This window comes from Aquimarina acroporae, assembly GCF_023195925.1.
GTDB lineage: Bacteria > Bacteroidota > Bacteroidia > Flavobacteriales > Flavobacteriaceae > Aquimarina > Aquimarina acroporae.
On record NZ_JALPRE010000006.1, the window covers coordinates 54,528 to 71,644 of the forward strand.

Genomic DNA, 17,117 nt, shown 5'->3' on the forward strand with positions numbered 1-17,117 from the left:
ATACCAAATATAAATGTTAGAACTACTAAAATTTGATATGTCTGGTTAGCATCAATTTTAGTTTATCTTAGCCAAATAAGTGAAAAATAGATTTTTTACTTTTCCAAAAGGCTATAAGACATATTCAACAATGAAAATTATACGACTCATCAAAAAACTGCTAAACCCAATAAAAAAGTTTGGATCAAACATCGAGTGGAGATCTAAAATCGTTGATTTATTTATTGTAATAATAGGTATTACACTTGCATTTAGATTAAACGCCTGGAGTGAATCAAAAAAACAGGATGATTTGTTGAGTACGTATCTGACTAGTTTTGATAATGAGAATGCGTCTAATATAATGAGCCTTAATGAGGTCCTGGCAGCTTCCCATGAACAATTAGCAAAGGTTGATACGTTACAGCATATTATGCGAATTGGGAATTATGCAGATCAACGGCTTAGTAGATGGTCTCCAAGTTTATTGAATGCAATTAATTATAAACCAACTCTTATTACATTAGAGAGTATAAAAGAATCTGGAGATTTTGAGTTGATTAAGAATTACGAATTAAAGCGAAAAATTATTACAGCATATGAATCATTGGTTCATTTAAAAGAACAGGAATTGGTGTTAAATGACTATGTGAAGAATATAACTAGACCCTATTTTTTCGAGAAGATAAGATATAGAGATTTTTATCCGGTTGATGACGAAGGACTCATTCGAGATCATAGATTCGAAAATATTATCATAGGTTATGGTTTGATTATGAGAAATCAAATACAAGGATATGATAGTGTAATGGTCAATTTACTAAATCTTAAAGATGAACTTTCAGGTTATACTAATAAATAATTAAGAAATATTATTGATGCAAAGAAAGTAAACGAAAATCGTAAGGTGTCCACCAACAAGCTTTTATGTCACTTTGCTTTAAGCCCGTGTTTACCCAAGTATTACAGGTGTTGAAACAGGTATAGTTACCAGTGGCTTCATAGAAATCATCATTTTTATAATATCCTATACCTGGTAAAATAATTTTTTGTTGAGAATTGTTCAGTCTAAATGAGTTGTTGATATATTGATTTATTTTTTTTAGCTGTTTGCCACTCAAAGTAATGGCTACCCAATCATCTTGTTTATGGGTATATCTTGTAACATGCAATAAGGTAGAAGTATTTACAAACAAAGCTCTAAAACCATTGATAAAAGTTAAATCCCCCCAAGTTGGTGTTTCCACATAGAACGTTTTGTCTCCCCAACCAAACGAAAAAAAATCCTCATCATTTTCATATTTCAAACTATAAAGTATGGAAGGATCAATTTCTGATTTTGGTATGATAATTTCCAAATGAACACCATTACTAGATAAATAAATGGTGTGTTTTTTTTCTGGACTTGCACTATTCTTATTCACGGTAATATAAGACGAAATAAGTGAAATAATGATATACGATAGGGGTATGCAGAGAACAACACCAAGGTATTTAGCTATTTTTTTTAGTATTCTCATCCTGCGAATTACAAAAAAATGTAGATGATTTACAAACTATTAGGCTATACTTTTATACAAAGGCTATAAAGTGAAAGAAAAAACCTGTCGTGCAATACGACAGGTTTTCATAGTGTTAGTTTATTTTTATGCGTATACCTTCAGAATGGCTTGAGAATTCTGGGGCATACATACTTTGAATTGTAGTGATGCCATTTGAGAAATCTCCTTTATTATTAACACGAAGGTCATATTCAAAAACGTACACGCCTTTGGGTAAATAATCGAAAAAGAAATTGGTAGAAGCATCCTTTGTACTTTCGTAGTAACCTAGGCCATCTTGCCATTTGTATTGAGAAATTACATTGACTGGCTCTAAGCCTGATGCTCTCATATCCTTCATATGAACAAATTCCATAGTGCGATCTGACCTTAATTCAATACGTACTCGTACCAAATCTCCTATTTCTAACTTGGTTTTATCGGTGATCTCTGTAATTTCCTCGCCAGTATCTGTATTCTTTTTAAGGAAGAGCTTTTTCTTTAATGATAATGGGGTTTTGGCTGGAGTGATTTTATCCAAATTTTCAAAATATTGCCAGTATAAAGCTCCCCAGGCTATTCCTTTTCCTTTCTTAGAAATCTGTGCTGTTGCCATTTTTGGATTCACTTCCTTGCCATTCCATACAGTTTTAAAATACCCGGTTCCGGCTTCTACTTTAACATCTTCCATAGTACTAGGGTCAATTTTCTGATCTCCCAAAACAATTTCTACCATGTCTGTAATCGAAATCCAATCACTTCCTTGCAATAATAGTGCATACACAGCATCAGCAGTAGCTTTGGTGGTTTTCCAGCGATTGGTTTGTTTGTTTTTAAGTAACCATATTTTAAGGTTATCTACAATTTCTGTACGTTTTGGTTCTTTTTCTATTTCTGAAAAGACTTCAATCATCAAGGATTGAGTTTCAATAGGGGCTTGGTACCAATACCAGCTTGATGTATTCGATTTCCAATACATGCCAAGTTCATCGTTTGTTATACTTCGTTCATCTAAAGATCTAATTATTTTATTAGCGTATGTAGATTCATTATTTCGGTCTAAGATAAGTGCTAGCATTCCCTGAGCATATAAACCTTGATTGAGCCAATATTTTTTGGACTGTCCTAAATAGTAATCCCATGCTTCATTAGTCTTTTTAGGTCTTTTTATATGAGAAAAGAAACTACGCATATATAAATAATGAATCTGAGTATAGCTTAAGTGATCTTTATTGATGTCGATTTTGTTTTTCTTACAATATCTTTTTAGCTCTTCATATTCTCTTACAAAGGCATTGTCCAAAAATCTGATAGCATTTTGTACCATATTTAAGGTAGGTTTATCATACTCTCTTACTCCAAGTTTTTTAAGATGACCCAATCCTGTTGTAATATGTTGGGTGATAAAACGATTCTCTCTTCCTCCTTTGAACCATGGGAAGCCACCTGAGCCAAGCTGCATGTTTTTTAATTTATTGAGTGCAGATTGTAATTCGTTGTTCATTTTGTTAAGATCAAACAACAGCGCAATACGTTTTTTCTGCTCAGTTTCACTTTGTGCATCTCTGAGCCAAGGCGTCTCTTGGATCATTAATGATTTCAGTTCCTGATTTTTTTCCAGATTACTCAGTAAAGCATCTGTAGATTTCCATTGATTGAACACTTCTTGTATTCTTGGATTCGAATTTGCAATATGACTTGCCAATGCATTTGCATAAAACCTTGAAAATGTTTGCTCAGAACACTCGTAAGGGTACTCCATCAAATAGGGAAGTGCCTGTACAGCATACCAGGCCGGGTTCGAGGTCATCTCCAGGCTGAGCTTGTGGTGCTTTAATGTGGTTGAAGTATTGTTTTTTAATTTTTCAAGTGTAAACGTTTTAGTTTGGTTCGAACGAATCCACATAGGGAGTGTTTCGGTAACCAACATTCTATTACTTAATACAGGTAACGCATTTTGCTCACCATCAGAAAAGTCTCCAGCTTTAGCAATAATTTTATATTGAACGGTTTGAACGTCATCTGGTATGTGAAGACTCCAGGAAACATTTGTGTTTCCTTTGGTGTCTACAGAGAAGTTCTGTCGTGCTTCTGTATTTTGAAGTTTCGTATCGATACTTGTATTGGTCATGGCATCAAATAGCTGTAACTCTACAATTCCGTTCAGGTTGTTTTCAGAAAGGTTAGATATTTTGGTGCTTAAAACAATTTGATCTCCTTCTCTCAAAAACCGTGGAGGGTTAGGTAAAATCATTAACTCCTTTTGGGTAACCGTTTCTAAGGTTTGTGTAGCAGAATGCATTTCTTTGGTATGCGCAAGCAGTTGTAGTTTCCATTGTGTTAATGCCTCTGGAGCAGTAAAGTTAAAACTCACATTACCTTCAACATCTGTGGTTAAATGAGGAAAGAAAAAGGCGGTTTCCTGAAGGTTTTTTCTAATTTTCACTCCTTCGAGAGATGTTTCTTTAGTAGCTACTTTTTCCTCGGTAGCTATAGAATCGGTAGCATTTCCTGTGAGTGCAGCCTCTTTTCTTACCGCTTCATCTGCAACTACTTCTTCTAAAACAGCATCGTTTTCGGCTTCCATAACCATTCCAGAAGCCATTGGTGCAGCCATGGCTTTTTTACGCAATGCTCTTCCTCCATAATAACTTTGGTTAAAATATAAGCCAAACCAATTTAATCGATCAAAATTTGGGCTCCGATAGTAAGAGCTATATCCTGGGTTATTGTTTAGAATAAAGGCATTCACTCCAAAACTGTACCCTCCATTTCTTTTATTTCTTGTGTAGTATGTAGGTCTGGCGGTAGGATCAAAATACCATTGATGAGGTTTAAATTGATCTAAAGAAGCATCATACATACTTGCTAAAAGTTCGGCACTGGTTTTATCTCCTTTTGTTCCTTTAATGGTAAAACTCCAGGTCTCTTCTTGTCCGGGTTTTAATTTATCTCTAAAAGTTTTGGTTTCGATTTGTAAATCGGTAGGGGCATAGGGAACAGCGATGGGAATTGCTCCACTTTGGAAACCGTTGTAATTTACAAAGCTATAGCTTACAGAAAAACCACCTAAGTCATTACTTTCGATTGGGATTTTTATCGTTTTACTGTTTCCGGATAATTGAATATACTTTGTATCAACTATTTGATAGTTTTTCTCAATATCTACGGTTATAGTGATATCCTTAGAAGATGAACTGAGTTTGATTGTAGCGATCTCTCCCGTTTTATAGGTTTTTTGATCGGTTGTGATTTCAAATAATTGATTGTCACTAATCTGTTTGTCTTCTTGGTTGTATAACGTTATATATTGAATATCTTTAACATCTTGTCCAAATTTATCTTTGGTGTTTAATTCAATAACATATTTACCAGACGCCCATTTTTTTAGGTTGCTAAGTGCAATTTCCTGAGAGCCAATTTTATTTTCTTTGGAGGCTGCAGTATTAAAAGTACGATTGAGAAGCAGCTCTCCTTTTTCCCAATTGCGATAATCGTGCTCATCCTTAAAAGCGTCATGAGGGAACAATTTTTTGAATTCCGCTTTTTCAAAACCAGGATAATCGGGAGCACCCCATGGTCTTAATCGCATAGGTTGTTCTGGAGCCTTAAGTTTGAAAATTTTAAGGGTTCCACTAGAGGCTATAGGTTCGTTGTTCAGGTTAATAGTACTAACCGATAAGGTTTGGTTTTTTACTGTCTTGTCAATTTTGTTTGGTACCGAAATTGTAGCGGTCATTGCGTGATACCCAACATGTACAGTAGTTGTAGTGCTTCGGGTTTCTCCATTTATATCAACAACATCTGCAGTTACTTCATAATTAAAAATTGGTAAATTCTCTTTATCTACATTAAGATCAGGCAGCGCTTTAAAATTAATTATGTATTCTCCTTTTTCGTTAGTCTTGGTCTCTCCATGTGTTATCTCTTGAGACTCCGAAGTGTAGCGGGGGTACCAATAACACCATCTTGGGTATTGCACTTTTCGGTGTACTCTGTAAGTAACTTTGGCATCTGTAATATTACTTCCGGCATATGCTTTTGCCGTTCCCGTTAATTGTATATCGTCATTTACCTTATATGTTTCGGTAATCGGGTTAAAGTTGGTTTCAAATTTTGGGCGTTTATATTCTTCCACAGAAAAGGAAACACTTTTGTAATTCATGGTTTGTATCATATACATTCCGGTCAAACCAGAAGATGGAAGTATAAATTCACCAGAAAACGATCCATAATCATTTGTTTTTACAGTTAGTTTTTTTACTTCTTGTCCATTAACATCTCTAAGAGTTAGATATGTTAAATAATCTGGCATAACTTTGAAGTCTTCCTTGCCTTGAGCAGACATTACAATACCTTTAAAATATACAGTTTGCCCCGGTCTGTATATACTTCTATCTGTAAATAAGAATGTATTTTGTCTCAGACCATCATTGTCGTAATTTTCTTTATAAGATTGATTGAGGTAGACGTTGTCAAAATAGGCTTTGTCATTTTCATAAGTAGCTGTTATGGTTACGTCATAATAGTAGGTATTAAAAGATAGAGATACTTGTCCGTTTTTATCGGTAGTTACAGTCTTATCCAGTTTTTGTCCGTAGCCTCTATTGTTTTTTGTCTTTAGATGTAGTTTGGCATTTGCGATGGGTTTTCCATTATTTCTATTCAATACCTGAAAGACTGATTTTTCTGAAGTTTTACTTTCTACGAGAGTTAGGTTGCTTATTTGTAAGTCTCCATATGAAAATACCGTATTTTCTGAAAGATTTTTATCCAGAGTAGCTAGAATCAAATAAGATCCCTGATCAAGTTTTGGCACCTGCACTTCGGTAGAATGAGTTTGGTAATCGTTTTCGTTTTTTATCGAAGAGTCCCAAGATGTTACGACTTTAAGATTGTTTAAAAACCGAACTTTTTCTTCGTCTCTATATAATCTGTTTAATGATTCTAATTGTTTTGGACTTATTTTTAATGCCTTGAAATAAAGTTGATTTAGGTTTTTATATGTAATTAAAAGTCTTCCCGGAGTTTGAATCGGAACATATTTTTCGGTCTTAATATTGAGTTCTTTATGAAGAATCTCTGATTTTAGGGTTTCGCATTTTCCTGCCCCTCTAGAATCTGGAAATTTTTTAATAGTAGTATCACAAATCTCTAATGCTTCCTTGAGTTTCCATCTATGATTCGTATTGTTCTTGGGAGAATAACTTGCCGCCTGTTCTTTGTATAGATTGGCAATTTCAAAATCATAAAGTGCAGCTACCTTATTATTGTTAACTTTTTCTTTTTCGGTAGTTAATGTGTTTAATAATACCTCTTCTTTGTTAATGAAAACTGCATTTTCATATACAAATCTTATACGTTCTAGATTGATCTCTACCAGTGCATCTAGAGTGTTATCACGATTATGAAACTGAATTAGGTTTTTGTATAGTTTTAATGCATTTCCTTGAAGGGATAAAGAATCTTGATTCTCAATTTTTAATACTAAAAAGGAATCATGATCGGCTAAGTATTTGGGATTATCAATGGTAAAGGCATATGCTGGTTTTGTGATATTGATTTCTGAAGTTTTATAGAATTCTAACGCGTTATGAGTTAAAAAATCATATAGTGTAGGACGGTAGATTTTTGACTCTTCATAGGCGTTTAAAATAGCATCGAACTTACTTAAGTCTGTTTGTTGTGCTAATACACCGTTCTCGATGGATTTTTGATAGTATGTATGAATTTCTGCAAATAAAGTTTCTAAGTCCCATGTCCTAAAATCCTGTTCATCTACTTTTTCTGAGGTCTGAGTACGATTATAAAACTTCCACCTATTATTCTGGAAGTACTGCCAGTATAAATTGGCCAAAATACTTTCTAAAATATTACTTTTAGGAAATTTGCTTTCTTCGATTTCAGCTTTAAAGTCTTTGATGATATTAAGTTGAGCATTTTCTTCTAGAGTAAGCATATACTTTGCTTTATACAGCATCGACTTAATAAGTTGATTATCGTTATTCTCTTTTTTTGCAGCTGTGAAAATCTTTTCAACCACTTCTAGTGCCGACTTAGGAAGGCCTTTTTGATCAAAGGTTTCTACTTCCTTCCATTCGGCCTTGAAATCATTTTGACCACTCATATAGGTAAGGTTTGATAAAGTAAATATGACAAGGATGATATACTTTTTCATCATAATTGATTTTAGGTTGCTAATAGACTCAAACAAGACTTATACCAATTTTATAACGCTAAGAATCTTGGGTTCATACATAACTTTATAAAACTACGTATTTGAAATGAGTCATAACAGTTTTCATATTATAAATTGTATTCGGTATCGAAGAAAAGATATGTAGGATTTATAATCAATTAGAAATGAGTAAAAAGTGATTTGAAGTTAGTGTAATCTTGGTATGAGTTAGTAAAAGGTCAAAGGTTTTGCTAAGAAATCTTACATTTTTCAATGTAGATTGTATCTTTACCAATAGATTCAAAATTTTACTATGCGCGTACATTTTATTGCAATTGGAGGAAGCGCAATGCATAATCTTGCTATTGCATTGCACCAAAAAGGATATCAGATAACAGGAAGTGATGATACTATTTTTGAACCTTCAAAATCAAGATTAGAAAAACACGGATTATTACCGAAGGAGTTTGGATGGTTTTCGGACAAAATTACCGTAAATCTTGATGCAATTATACTTGGTATGCATGCCAAAGAGGATAATGAAGAGCTTATAAAAGCGCAACAACTCGGTTTGAAAATTTATTCGTATCCCGAGTTTTTGTATGAACAATCTAAAGATAAAACACGTGTAGTAATTGGAGGTTCTCATGGTAAAACAACCATAACTTCTATGATTTTGCATGTATTGCATTATCATGACAAAGAAGTTGATTACATGGTTGGAGCCCAACTAGAAGGCTTTGATACTATGGTTCATCTTACCGATGCGAATGACTTTATGGTGCTTGAAGGCGATGAATACTTATCTTCTCCAATAGATAGAAGGCCAAAATTTCATTTATATCAACCCAATATTGCATTGGTTAGTGGTATTGCCTGGGATCATATTAATGTGTTTCCAACTTTTGATAATTATGTAGATCAGTTTAGAATTTTCATGAATTCTATAGTAAATGGAGGTGCTTTGGTTTATAATGAAGAAGATGCAGAGGTAAAGCAATTGGCAGAAGCAACAGAAATACCCATTCGTAAATTTCCTTACGCTACTCCTGATTATCAAATTGAAGATGGGAAAACTCTTCTGGCCACACCTGAAGGAGAAATGCCAATTGAGGTTTTTGGAGCTCATAATCTAAGTAATTTGGCTGGAGCAAAATGGATTTGCCAGCATATGGGAATTGATGAGGATGATTTTTACGAAGCGATCGCATCATTCAAAGGAGCTTCTAAGAGATTGGAAAAAATTGCAGAAACCCCAAAAGCTGTAGCTTATAAAGATTTTGCGCATAGCCCTTCAAAAGTAAGTGCTACTACAAAGGCGGTAAAAGAACAGTATAGAGATAGAAATGTAATTGCTTGTTTAGAACTTCATACGTACAGTAGTCTTAATGTAGAGTTTTTGAAGGAGTATGAAGGTGCTTTAAATGAGGCTGATAAAGCAGTGGTTTTTTACTCTCCGGATGCAGTAAAAATAAAGAGGTTAGAAGAAATTTCTAAAGAACAAATAGCCACATCATTTAATAGGGAAGACCTTATTATCTATACTAACCCCTTAGATTTTCAGTCATATCTCAAGGAGGAAGATTTTTCTAATTCTGTTCTTTTGCTTATGAGTAGTGGAAACTATGGAGGTTTAAATTTTGAGGATGTAAAAGACTTGTTGTAATTAAAGAACGTTGTTATTTGAAATGGCGTTCAAATAATTTATCAACGAAGTTGGTAATGTTTTTTTGGTTAGAATGTATTAATTCCTCCTTAGCGTTTTTGATATCAGCAGGATTTTTGTCTTGGCTTAATTTAAATTTACCTTCCCATTCTTCAACTTCTATTTCAAAACAGTGAATATAAGGCACCAAGCGATCCATGCGAGGATCATTAATTTCTAAGATGAATTTTTGAGTTTCACCTTCGAGATAATCTGTCATAGCCACCATAGATTGTTTAATGCGTTCTGGATCTTTGATTTCTTTAACTTTTCCTCGGGCATGAGCGATAACATAATTCCAAGTAGGTAATTGTTTTGTTGTGTATATCGAAGGGGAGATATAGGTTTGAGGACCACTAAAAATTGTAGTTATGCCATTATTGTTCTTTAAAAGTTCAGTGTGAGGATTGTTTCGGTCGATATGACCAACTAGCTTTTCTCCATGAAAAATTAATGGGGCGTGAGTGATAAAAGGCGTATTTTCTTTTGCTGAAATAAGAGTCGCAAAAGGATATGCTTTAGCAACTTCTTTAATATTCTCGATATGGTATTCTTGGTGATGTTTTGGTGGATACACTATAATTAAGAGTTAAATTGTTGTAGGTGATGGTCTAGATGTTTGTATTGCATTTTACCCCATTGTTCCCTGGTGAATTTTCCAAACATAGGATGAGGTGCCCATTCTTGTTTGTTTCGTTGTTCAGAAAATTCTTTAATTAAGTTAAGTAATTCTTGTTTTTCTTTTTCAAACTCTTTTTGATCAACTACTTTTAATTTAGAATGAGTAGGTAGGTTTCTTTTCCATGGTTTATCGTTATACATCGCTTTCTTGAAGAATAGTTTTGCCAAGAAATTCGGTTTTAATTTCGGATGTTCTTTCTGAAGAACAATCTTTAATGGAAACTGACAATGATATAACATTTGTGAGGCATTCATCTTTCCCCATGCCGGATTTGTAGATTCAGAAATATTATTAATCCTATTTTGTATTTCCTGTGAGGTAGATTCATCGAATAAAGATTTCATAATGCTCCATTTTTGTGGATGAGTGTCCTCAAAAATAAGGTATTATTTTCTTAAAAATAAAAAAGGCAGATCATTGATCTGCCTTTTGATATATTAAAATGTTGTATTTAACCTACTTCATCGAAGAATAAACTTAAGAAACCATCAAGATCTTCGCTATTTGCAATATCTGTTGGTGTTCCTAAATTTATCATTAAGGGTTGATCCTTAATAGTACCTTTAAGAAAATATTGGTATGTTGTTCCCATTTTAAACTTAAATCCTTTAAGTTGTGATCCAAAAGAAGTAAAAGTCACTTCTGTTTTAGATGTATTTCCTTCAGCAAACGCAGAGATTGTAGCGTCGAAAACGGCAGATAACATATCATCTGTATAGTAATCCCATTTTATAGAAGTACCATTACATGCTTGTAATTCATATTCAGATTGTGCTTCACAACCTCTTGGAACTTGTATGTTATTTCCTACTAAATTTAAAAAAGAAACCTTCTTATCTTGTCCATAGAAATTTAATGCAGAAAGAAGTAAAACGATAGTAAAAATATTCTTCATAAATAGGTTAATTTGAAGGTGTTTAATTATTCATTTTTCGATTAAGGGTGCCCAAATATAGTAAAACTTTCATTTTCAAACAAATATATTGCAGTAAATATTGAGGTTTCTTCAAAAAGACCCACTTGATATTTTGATATTTATAAAGTAATAATGACTTGTTTTTGAGATAAATAGTTTATACTTATAAGTAGGTAGATGAAGAGAATAAATATTAAAAATTTAACAAATGAATGAGGTGAATCCGTCTTTTTCCATCAAGGAATGGAGTGAAAATGATCGTCCAAGAGAGAAATTAATCGTTAAAGGGAAAAATGCTTTGTCAGATGCCGAATTAATGGCTATTCTAATTGGTTCTGGAAATAGGGAAGAAAGTGCTGTAGATTTAAGTAAAAGAATATTGGCTAGTGTGGATCATAAAATCAATAAATTGTGCAAGCTTTCTGTCAAGCAGTTAATGAGTTTTAAGGGAATAGGAGAAGCGAAAGCTATCGCGATTGTAGCTGGTCTTGAACTAGGACGAAGAAGAAATAGAGATGTAGCGATTGAGTCGAAGATTACCTCTAGTAAGGATGCTTATCAAATTTTTAATAAATATATAGGTGATTTAGATCACGAAGAATTCTGGGTATTATATTTAAATAATTCTAACAAAGTACTACAGCAAAAGCAAATTAGTATTGGTGGTAAAACAGGAACATTGGTAGACCCTAAAATTGTATTTAGGTTTGCACTGGAATATGGAGCAAGCCATTTAATTATTGGTCATAATCATCCTAGTGGTGTAATAAAACCAAGTGAATCAGATAAGAAGTTAACTCAAAAATTAAAGCTGGCAGGAGAAAGTTTAGATATTAAGGTACTTGATCATCTTATTATAGGGGAAAAAAGTTATTTTAGCTTTGCTGATGAATCGTTGATGTGAATCTGGTACTAATAAATACGGTTTTAAAAAACAATTTTGTAACGGGCATATGTTATTAATACATACACAAAAAGTAACTTCTAGGGTTTCTTATACTTTTAAACATATTTGCAAAAGAATTTTAGGTTTAGATGTTGAGATTACCTCAAAGATAGAGGCGTTTATTGCCCATGATGGCCCAAAGTTTTCTTACGGGAAACAGCCGTTAGGTAAAGAATTGTATTTTCAAAGTGTAGATTTACTTTTTGAACATGGATTAAATGATATAGAGATTAATGTGTCCGATTGGGAAGATACCAAGTGCTTTTTCGAAGTAAAAAACGAAACATCAGCCTTGCCCTATGATATATTTGCAGCAACTTTTTACTTGCTCACCAGATATGAAGAATATATGCCTCATGTAAAGGACGAGCTTGGACGGTTTCCTGCTACCGAAAGTATAGGGTATTTAAACAACTTTTTACAATACCCTGTAGTTGATATATGGACCTATAAATTCAAAAAGATTCTCAAGGAAAAATATCCAGATTTAGAATTTGGAAATAGAAAGTTTAGTGTGCTTCCGGTAATATCTGTAGCTGAAACGTTTGCTTATAAAAATAAAGGAATACTTAGATCGATTGGAGGAGGATTAAGAGATTTATGGCGACTTAAATTAGACGAGGTGACCGATAGAGTCAAGGTAAACCTGGGTTTTAAAAAGGACCCATTTGATATTTTTGATTTTATAATAGATATGCAAAAAAATAAAAAAAGAAAAGCGATAACACTTTTTGGTTTAGGAGACTATTCGAATTTTGAAAAGAATATAGGGTATAATAAGCCTGAACACATTACAATGATCAAACATATCGCAGACTATTTGATAGCTGGACTTAAAGTTTCCTATGAAGCCGTGAGTGATTTGTCTGTTTTAAAAAAAGAAAAACATAGAATCGAGAGTATTCTCAATAGAAAATTGAAATATGCGCTTTGTTCCTTCTTTAAGCTTAAACTCCCAGAGGCCTATCGCAGTTTTATAGAACTAGAGGTTGAAGAAGATTACTCTATGGGATATTCTCAGTTTTCGGGATTTAGGGCTGGCACCTGTACACCATTCATGTTTTATGACTTAGATTATGAAGTACAAACACCTCTAAAAGTGCATTCATTTTGTTTTGCGAACCTCGGGCAACGAAAAGATTTATTGAATGAGGGAATGGCCCAAAACGAAATTATAACTTACCTAGAACGAATTCAAGCTGTAGATGGGGTTTTTATTCCGGTTTTTAGTAATATTTTGTTTAGTGAGATATACGACCAGATATTTTGGAAATCTATTTTTAAATTTATTTGGAATACAAAAGATGAATAAAGAAATTAAACATATATTTTTTGATCTTGATCATACGCTATGGGACTTTGATAAAAACTCCTTTTTTGCTTTTCAGATGGTTTTTGAAAAGTTTAAAGTAGCAATTGGTGTCAATCAGTTTTTAGAATCTTACAAGCCGGTGAATATGAAGTATTGGAAACTCTATAGAGAAGAGAGAGTGACCAAGTTAGAATTAAGGAGAGGACGTTTAATAGAAGCCTTTGGTCTTTTTGAAATCGAATATCCTATTCAGGTTATTGATGAAATGTCTGAAGATTATATATCCTTTTTGCCACTTAATAATTACCTTATTGATGGAGCCAAAGATCTTTTAGATTATCTCGAACCAAAATATAATATGCATATCATTACCAACGGATTTAGAGAAGTGCAGGAGAACAAATTGGAAAATTCGGGAATTAAAAATTACTTTCTTACGGTGACCAATAGTGAAGAAGCAGGTGTTAAAAAACCAAATCCTCATATTTTTAAACAAGCTTTGAAGAGTTCTGGCGCAAATGTTGATAATAGTGTTATGATTGGAGATAACTATGAGGCAGATATTTTAGGAGCACAGAATTTAGGTTTTAAAACGATATGTTTTAACTATCATAGAGAAAAATTACCAGTAGAAGATATACAAGTTTCTCAATTAAGGGAGATCAAAATGTATCTGTAGTGATAAATATTTGTATTTTGGTAGTACAAAACAACGTTAGGGCTTTCGAATGTTATGAAAAAAGCATAATATCGCAAACCCATAAGAGAGTTAAAGATGTTTTATAAATCTCTCTTTTATTGCACAAATACATAACTAATCAAGAATTCGGCTTACTAAAAATTAAATTTAAAATTAGGGTATTTTACAAACTACACGTTATATAATATAGATAAGGTTGTTTTGTAAAATAACTTAAATCGACTCAAATCTTAAATGTGAATGTTAGCAAAAGTTCATTACTTCAAAAATGTTATAATGTTCTTTTGTAAAAAAAATAGTTTTTTTAGTAATGAAGAAAATAAAAAAAGTATCTCTTTTGCTATGGAGTGCGTGTATTTTAATACTTCCTTTTTCTTGTGTTAAAGATGTTGATTTTGACCAGGTAGAAGATGTAGTGTTGACTCCAATATTCGAAATCGACTTTATCTTTTCTAGGTTTGATACAGCAGAGTTTGTTGATCCTGATCTGGATCCTTCTATCGTTATTCCTGAAGTAGTTGTAGATGATGTATTAAACTATGATCTTTTAGGGTCAGATTTGATTGTTGATAATTTAGAGCAAGTAGAACTAACCTTCGAGTTTAGAAATACAATTCCCAGAAACTTCGATTTTGTATTTAGTTTTTTAAATGATGCCAATCAGCCTATTGGACCTACATTTGGTATGACAGCGAGTGCGGGCAATGGGCCGGGAACCGAGCCTGTAGTTACTACTGAAATAATAGTGCTAGATAATGCAACCATTAATACTTTAGGCGCAGCTACGCAACTGGCTTCTTCTATTAGAGTACTTAATGTAAATAGTGCATTAGAAGGGGTGTTAGAATTAAGATCAAAAGGAACATACTTTATTAATTACGATTTATGAGATTCAGAATAGTTTTATGTTTACTAGTGTTATGGGGCTCATGTATCTTCGCGCAAAATAAAGAAACACTTTATGACTTTGGGGACTTACCCCAGTCATTAATGCTTAACCCAGGAACAGAGGTTAGGTTTAAACGTCATTTCGGAGTTCCATTTCTGTCACAATTTCATGTAAATGCAGGGTTACGAGGAGCATCACTGTACGATGTTTTTGCAGATGACGGTAGGGATATCAATGAAAAAATTGAAACTACACTTAACAAACTTTCCAGTAATGATCATTTAAGTTTTACGCAACAGCTCGAAATTGTGAATTTTGGATGGGAGAGTAAAAGTAATAGAGATGTGTATTTCTCTGGCGGGGTATATCAGGAGCTTGATGTTATCGGGTATTTTCCCAAAGATTTTGCTGTATTGGCATATCAAGGAAATCAAGATTTCATTAACCAACCTTTTCGTTTTTCTCAGGTAAATGCCTCAGCAGAATTATTAATGGTGTATCACTTTGGATACAATAAAAGGGTTAATGATAAACTTACCTTTGGTGCCAGAGCAAAATTATATTCCAGTATGCTTCATGCTAGAAGTGCTCGTAATAGTGGTACTTTTACAACAGTAGAAACTCCTCAGGGTAACAATATATACCAACATATCATTAATAATGCAGATGTAACATTGAGAACTTCGGGATATGCATCTCTTAGAGATATAGATGAAGAAACCAGTTCGGCTGAGGTGAAAAAAGCCATTAATAAAATTATTGGGAGAGCCTTATTTGGCGGTAATTTAGGGATAGGGGTTGATGTTGGATTTACCCATAGGATTAATGACCAACTTAGTGTGACAGGTAGTGCCAATGATTTGGGTGTAGTGTTTTATACTAAAGATGTAGAAACCTATAGAGCCAGAGGAAATTATGTTTTTGATGGTTTTGAGACTCCAATTCAGTTTACAGGACAGCCTTCGCAAGATTTTGTAGATGAATTAGAAGAAGCGATTCCGCTAGATACCTTAAGTACAAGTTATGTAACTATGAGGCCTCTTAAGTTAAACGGATCTCTTAAATACTCTTTCAATCAATATGAAGATGGAACTTGTTATTACTGTATCGAAGGGGAAGATGCTCCGTATTTAGATGCAGTAGGAGTGCAGTTGTTTACTCAATTTAGGCCTAAAAGACCTATATATGGGGCTTCCTTGTTTTACTACAAGAGATGGTTTGAGTTTTTAAGAACTAAAATTACGTACACCGTAGATGATTATTCCTTTTATAACTTTGGATTTCTGGTCTCTACACATATAGATAAAATAAATTTTTATATTTCTGCCAATAATTTATTAGATTACACCAATCTTGCCAAGGCTAGGGGAGCTGCGGTACAATTTGGCTTTAATGTAATAATGTAACCAAGTAGTATAATGAAACGAATTTTAATTTTAGGGGGCTTTTTATTGTGTGTATTTATGAGTTCTGCTCAGACAAACACAAATAACTACAAATATGTTGTTGTGCCTAAAGGGTACGAGTTTTTGAAAAAAGAAGATGCATATCAATTAAATTCTTTAACCAAATTTTTGTTTAATAAATATGGGTTTGTAGCTTTCCTGCAAGGAGAGAATGTTCCTAGTGATTTAGCTGAAAATGGTTGTAAAGGATTACGAGCAGATGTTAAGAAGAGTTCAAGCTTGTTTTTGACCAAACTTACGGTTTCCTTGACAGATTGTAATGGAGCAGTGTTGTTTACTTCTGATGAAGGACAGAGCAAGGAGAAAGATTTTAAAACTGCATATCATGAAGCGTTACGAAATGCGTTTAAGAGTGTTGAGAAACTTAATCATCAATATGTCGAAGGTGAAGCGAATTCTGTTTCTCTAGCTAAAGTGCCAAAACAGGATAAAGCTGTAAAGCCAGAGGTGAAAAAAGAGGCTTTAGCTAATGGATCGAAACCTGTTAAAGAAAGTACTGAAAATGAGGAAAAGAAACCTTCCAAGACTGTGATGACAGGTAAGGATGTTTCGTATTCTTTGAATAATATAGCTTATGTTTTTGATAATACAGCATATGGATTTGAGTTATCAAAAAAACAATCAGATGGTAAAAAGCTAGTAGGGAAGATTTATAAACTCGGTAAAGATAATAGCTACCTTGTGAAGGCTGCAGATTTGAGTGGTTTTGGGTATTTTGATAGCTACGGAAATTTTATTCTAGAAAGGATTAATCCTGCAACCGAATTGATAATAAAAGATGTTCTAGCGCGTCAATAAAGGTG

General features: G+C 33.4%; 13 protein-coding genes. 8 read left to right on the plus strand and 5 right to left on the minus strand.

The window, feature by feature from the left end; genetic code table 11:
• The first annotated feature begins 130 nt into the window (after positions 1-130).
• The gene (locus M0D21_RS08660) at positions 131-841 is read left to right on the plus strand and encodes a hypothetical protein (RefSeq protein WP_248328466.1); all 711 of its coding nucleotides are present in this window, start codon (positions 131-133) and stop codon (positions 839-841) included.
• A 10-nt stretch (positions 842-851) separates the two neighbouring features.
• Here the strand turns inward: M0D21_RS08660 and M0D21_RS08665 are convergent, their stop codons facing one another.
• Both M0D21_RS08665 and M0D21_RS08670 read right to left on the minus strand, forming a co-directional pair.
• On the minus strand, positions 852-1,499 hold the full coding sequence (locus tag M0D21_RS08665) for a TIGR02117 family protein (protein ID WP_248328469.1): 648 nt from the start codon (positions 1,497-1,499) through the stop codon (positions 852-854).
• Positions 1,500-1,614: 115 nt separating this feature from the next.
• The gene (locus M0D21_RS08670; RefSeq protein WP_248328471.1) at positions 1,615-7,647 is read right to left on the minus strand and encodes an alpha-2-macroglobulin family protein; all 6,033 of its coding nucleotides are present in this window, start codon (positions 7,645-7,647) and stop codon (positions 1,615-1,617) included.
• 364 nt (positions 7,648-8,011) lie between these two features.
• On the opposite strand from M0D21_RS08670, the gene M0D21_RS08675 reads away from it, so the two are divergent.
• Positions 8,012-9,364, plus strand: coding sequence for a UDP-N-acetylmuramate--L-alanine ligase (locus tag M0D21_RS08675; RefSeq protein WP_248328473.1), 1,353 nt, complete (start codon positions 8,012-8,014; stop codon positions 9,362-9,364).
• A 13-nt stretch (positions 9,365-9,377) separates the two neighbouring features.
• Here the strand turns inward: M0D21_RS08675 and M0D21_RS08680 are convergent, their stop codons facing one another.
• The 3 genes from M0D21_RS08680 to M0D21_RS08690 all read right to left on the minus strand — a co-directional run bounded on the left by M0D21_RS08680 (position 9,378) and on the right by M0D21_RS08690 (position 10,980).
• Positions 9,378-9,980: an FMN-binding negative transcriptional regulator gene (locus M0D21_RS08680; protein ID WP_248328475.1), complete on the minus strand. Its 603-nt coding sequence runs from the start codon at positions 9,978-9,980 to the stop codon at positions 9,378-9,380.
• A 5-nt stretch (positions 9,981-9,985) separates the two neighbouring features.
• Complete coding sequence (locus M0D21_RS08685; protein ID WP_248328477.1) at positions 9,986-10,429, minus strand: DUF1569 domain-containing protein; 444 nt, start codon at positions 10,427-10,429, stop codon at positions 9,986-9,988.
• Between the two features lie 107 nt (positions 10,430-10,536).
• The gene (locus tag M0D21_RS08690) at positions 10,537-10,980 is read right to left on the minus strand and encodes a hypothetical protein (protein WP_248328479.1); all 444 of its coding nucleotides are present in this window, start codon (positions 10,978-10,980) and stop codon (positions 10,537-10,539) included.
• Between the two features lie 229 nt (positions 10,981-11,209).
• On the opposite strand from M0D21_RS08690, the gene radC reads away from it, so the two are divergent.
• The 6 genes from radC (at position 11,210) to M0D21_RS08720 (ending at position 17,112) form a co-directional block, all read left to right on the plus strand.
• A complete protein-coding gene (gene radC, locus M0D21_RS08695; RefSeq protein WP_248328481.1) occupies positions 11,210-11,905 on the plus strand; it encodes a RadC family protein in 696 nt (231 codons plus the stop codon).
• 49 nt (positions 11,906-11,954) lie between these two features.
• Entirely contained in the window at positions 11,955-13,259 is a 1,305-nt protein-coding gene (locus M0D21_RS08700; RefSeq protein ID WP_248328483.1) for a DUF7033 domain-containing protein, read from the plus strand.
• Positions 13,252-13,938 (plus strand): YjjG family noncanonical pyrimidine nucleotidase, encoded by a 687-nt coding sequence (locus M0D21_RS08705; RefSeq protein WP_248328485.1) that lies wholly within the window; start codon positions 13,252-13,254, stop codon positions 13,936-13,938. Before M0D21_RS08700 ends, M0D21_RS08705 begins: the two co-directional genes overlap by 8 nt.
• A 331-nt stretch (positions 13,939-14,269) precedes the next feature.
• Positions 14,270-14,848, plus strand: coding sequence for a hypothetical protein (locus tag M0D21_RS08710; protein ID WP_248328487.1), 579 nt, complete (start codon positions 14,270-14,272; stop codon positions 14,846-14,848).
• A complete protein-coding gene (locus M0D21_RS08715; protein ID WP_248328489.1) occupies positions 14,845-16,254 on the plus strand; it encodes a DUF5723 family protein in 1,410 nt (469 codons plus the stop codon). The genes M0D21_RS08710 and M0D21_RS08715 overlap by 4 nt, the downstream gene beginning before the upstream one ends.
• A 12-nt stretch (positions 16,255-16,266) precedes the next feature.
• A complete protein-coding gene (locus tag M0D21_RS08720; protein WP_248328491.1) occupies positions 16,267-17,112 on the plus strand; it encodes a hypothetical protein in 846 nt (281 codons plus the stop codon).
• The last annotated feature ends 5 nt before the right edge of the window (positions 17,113-17,117 follow it).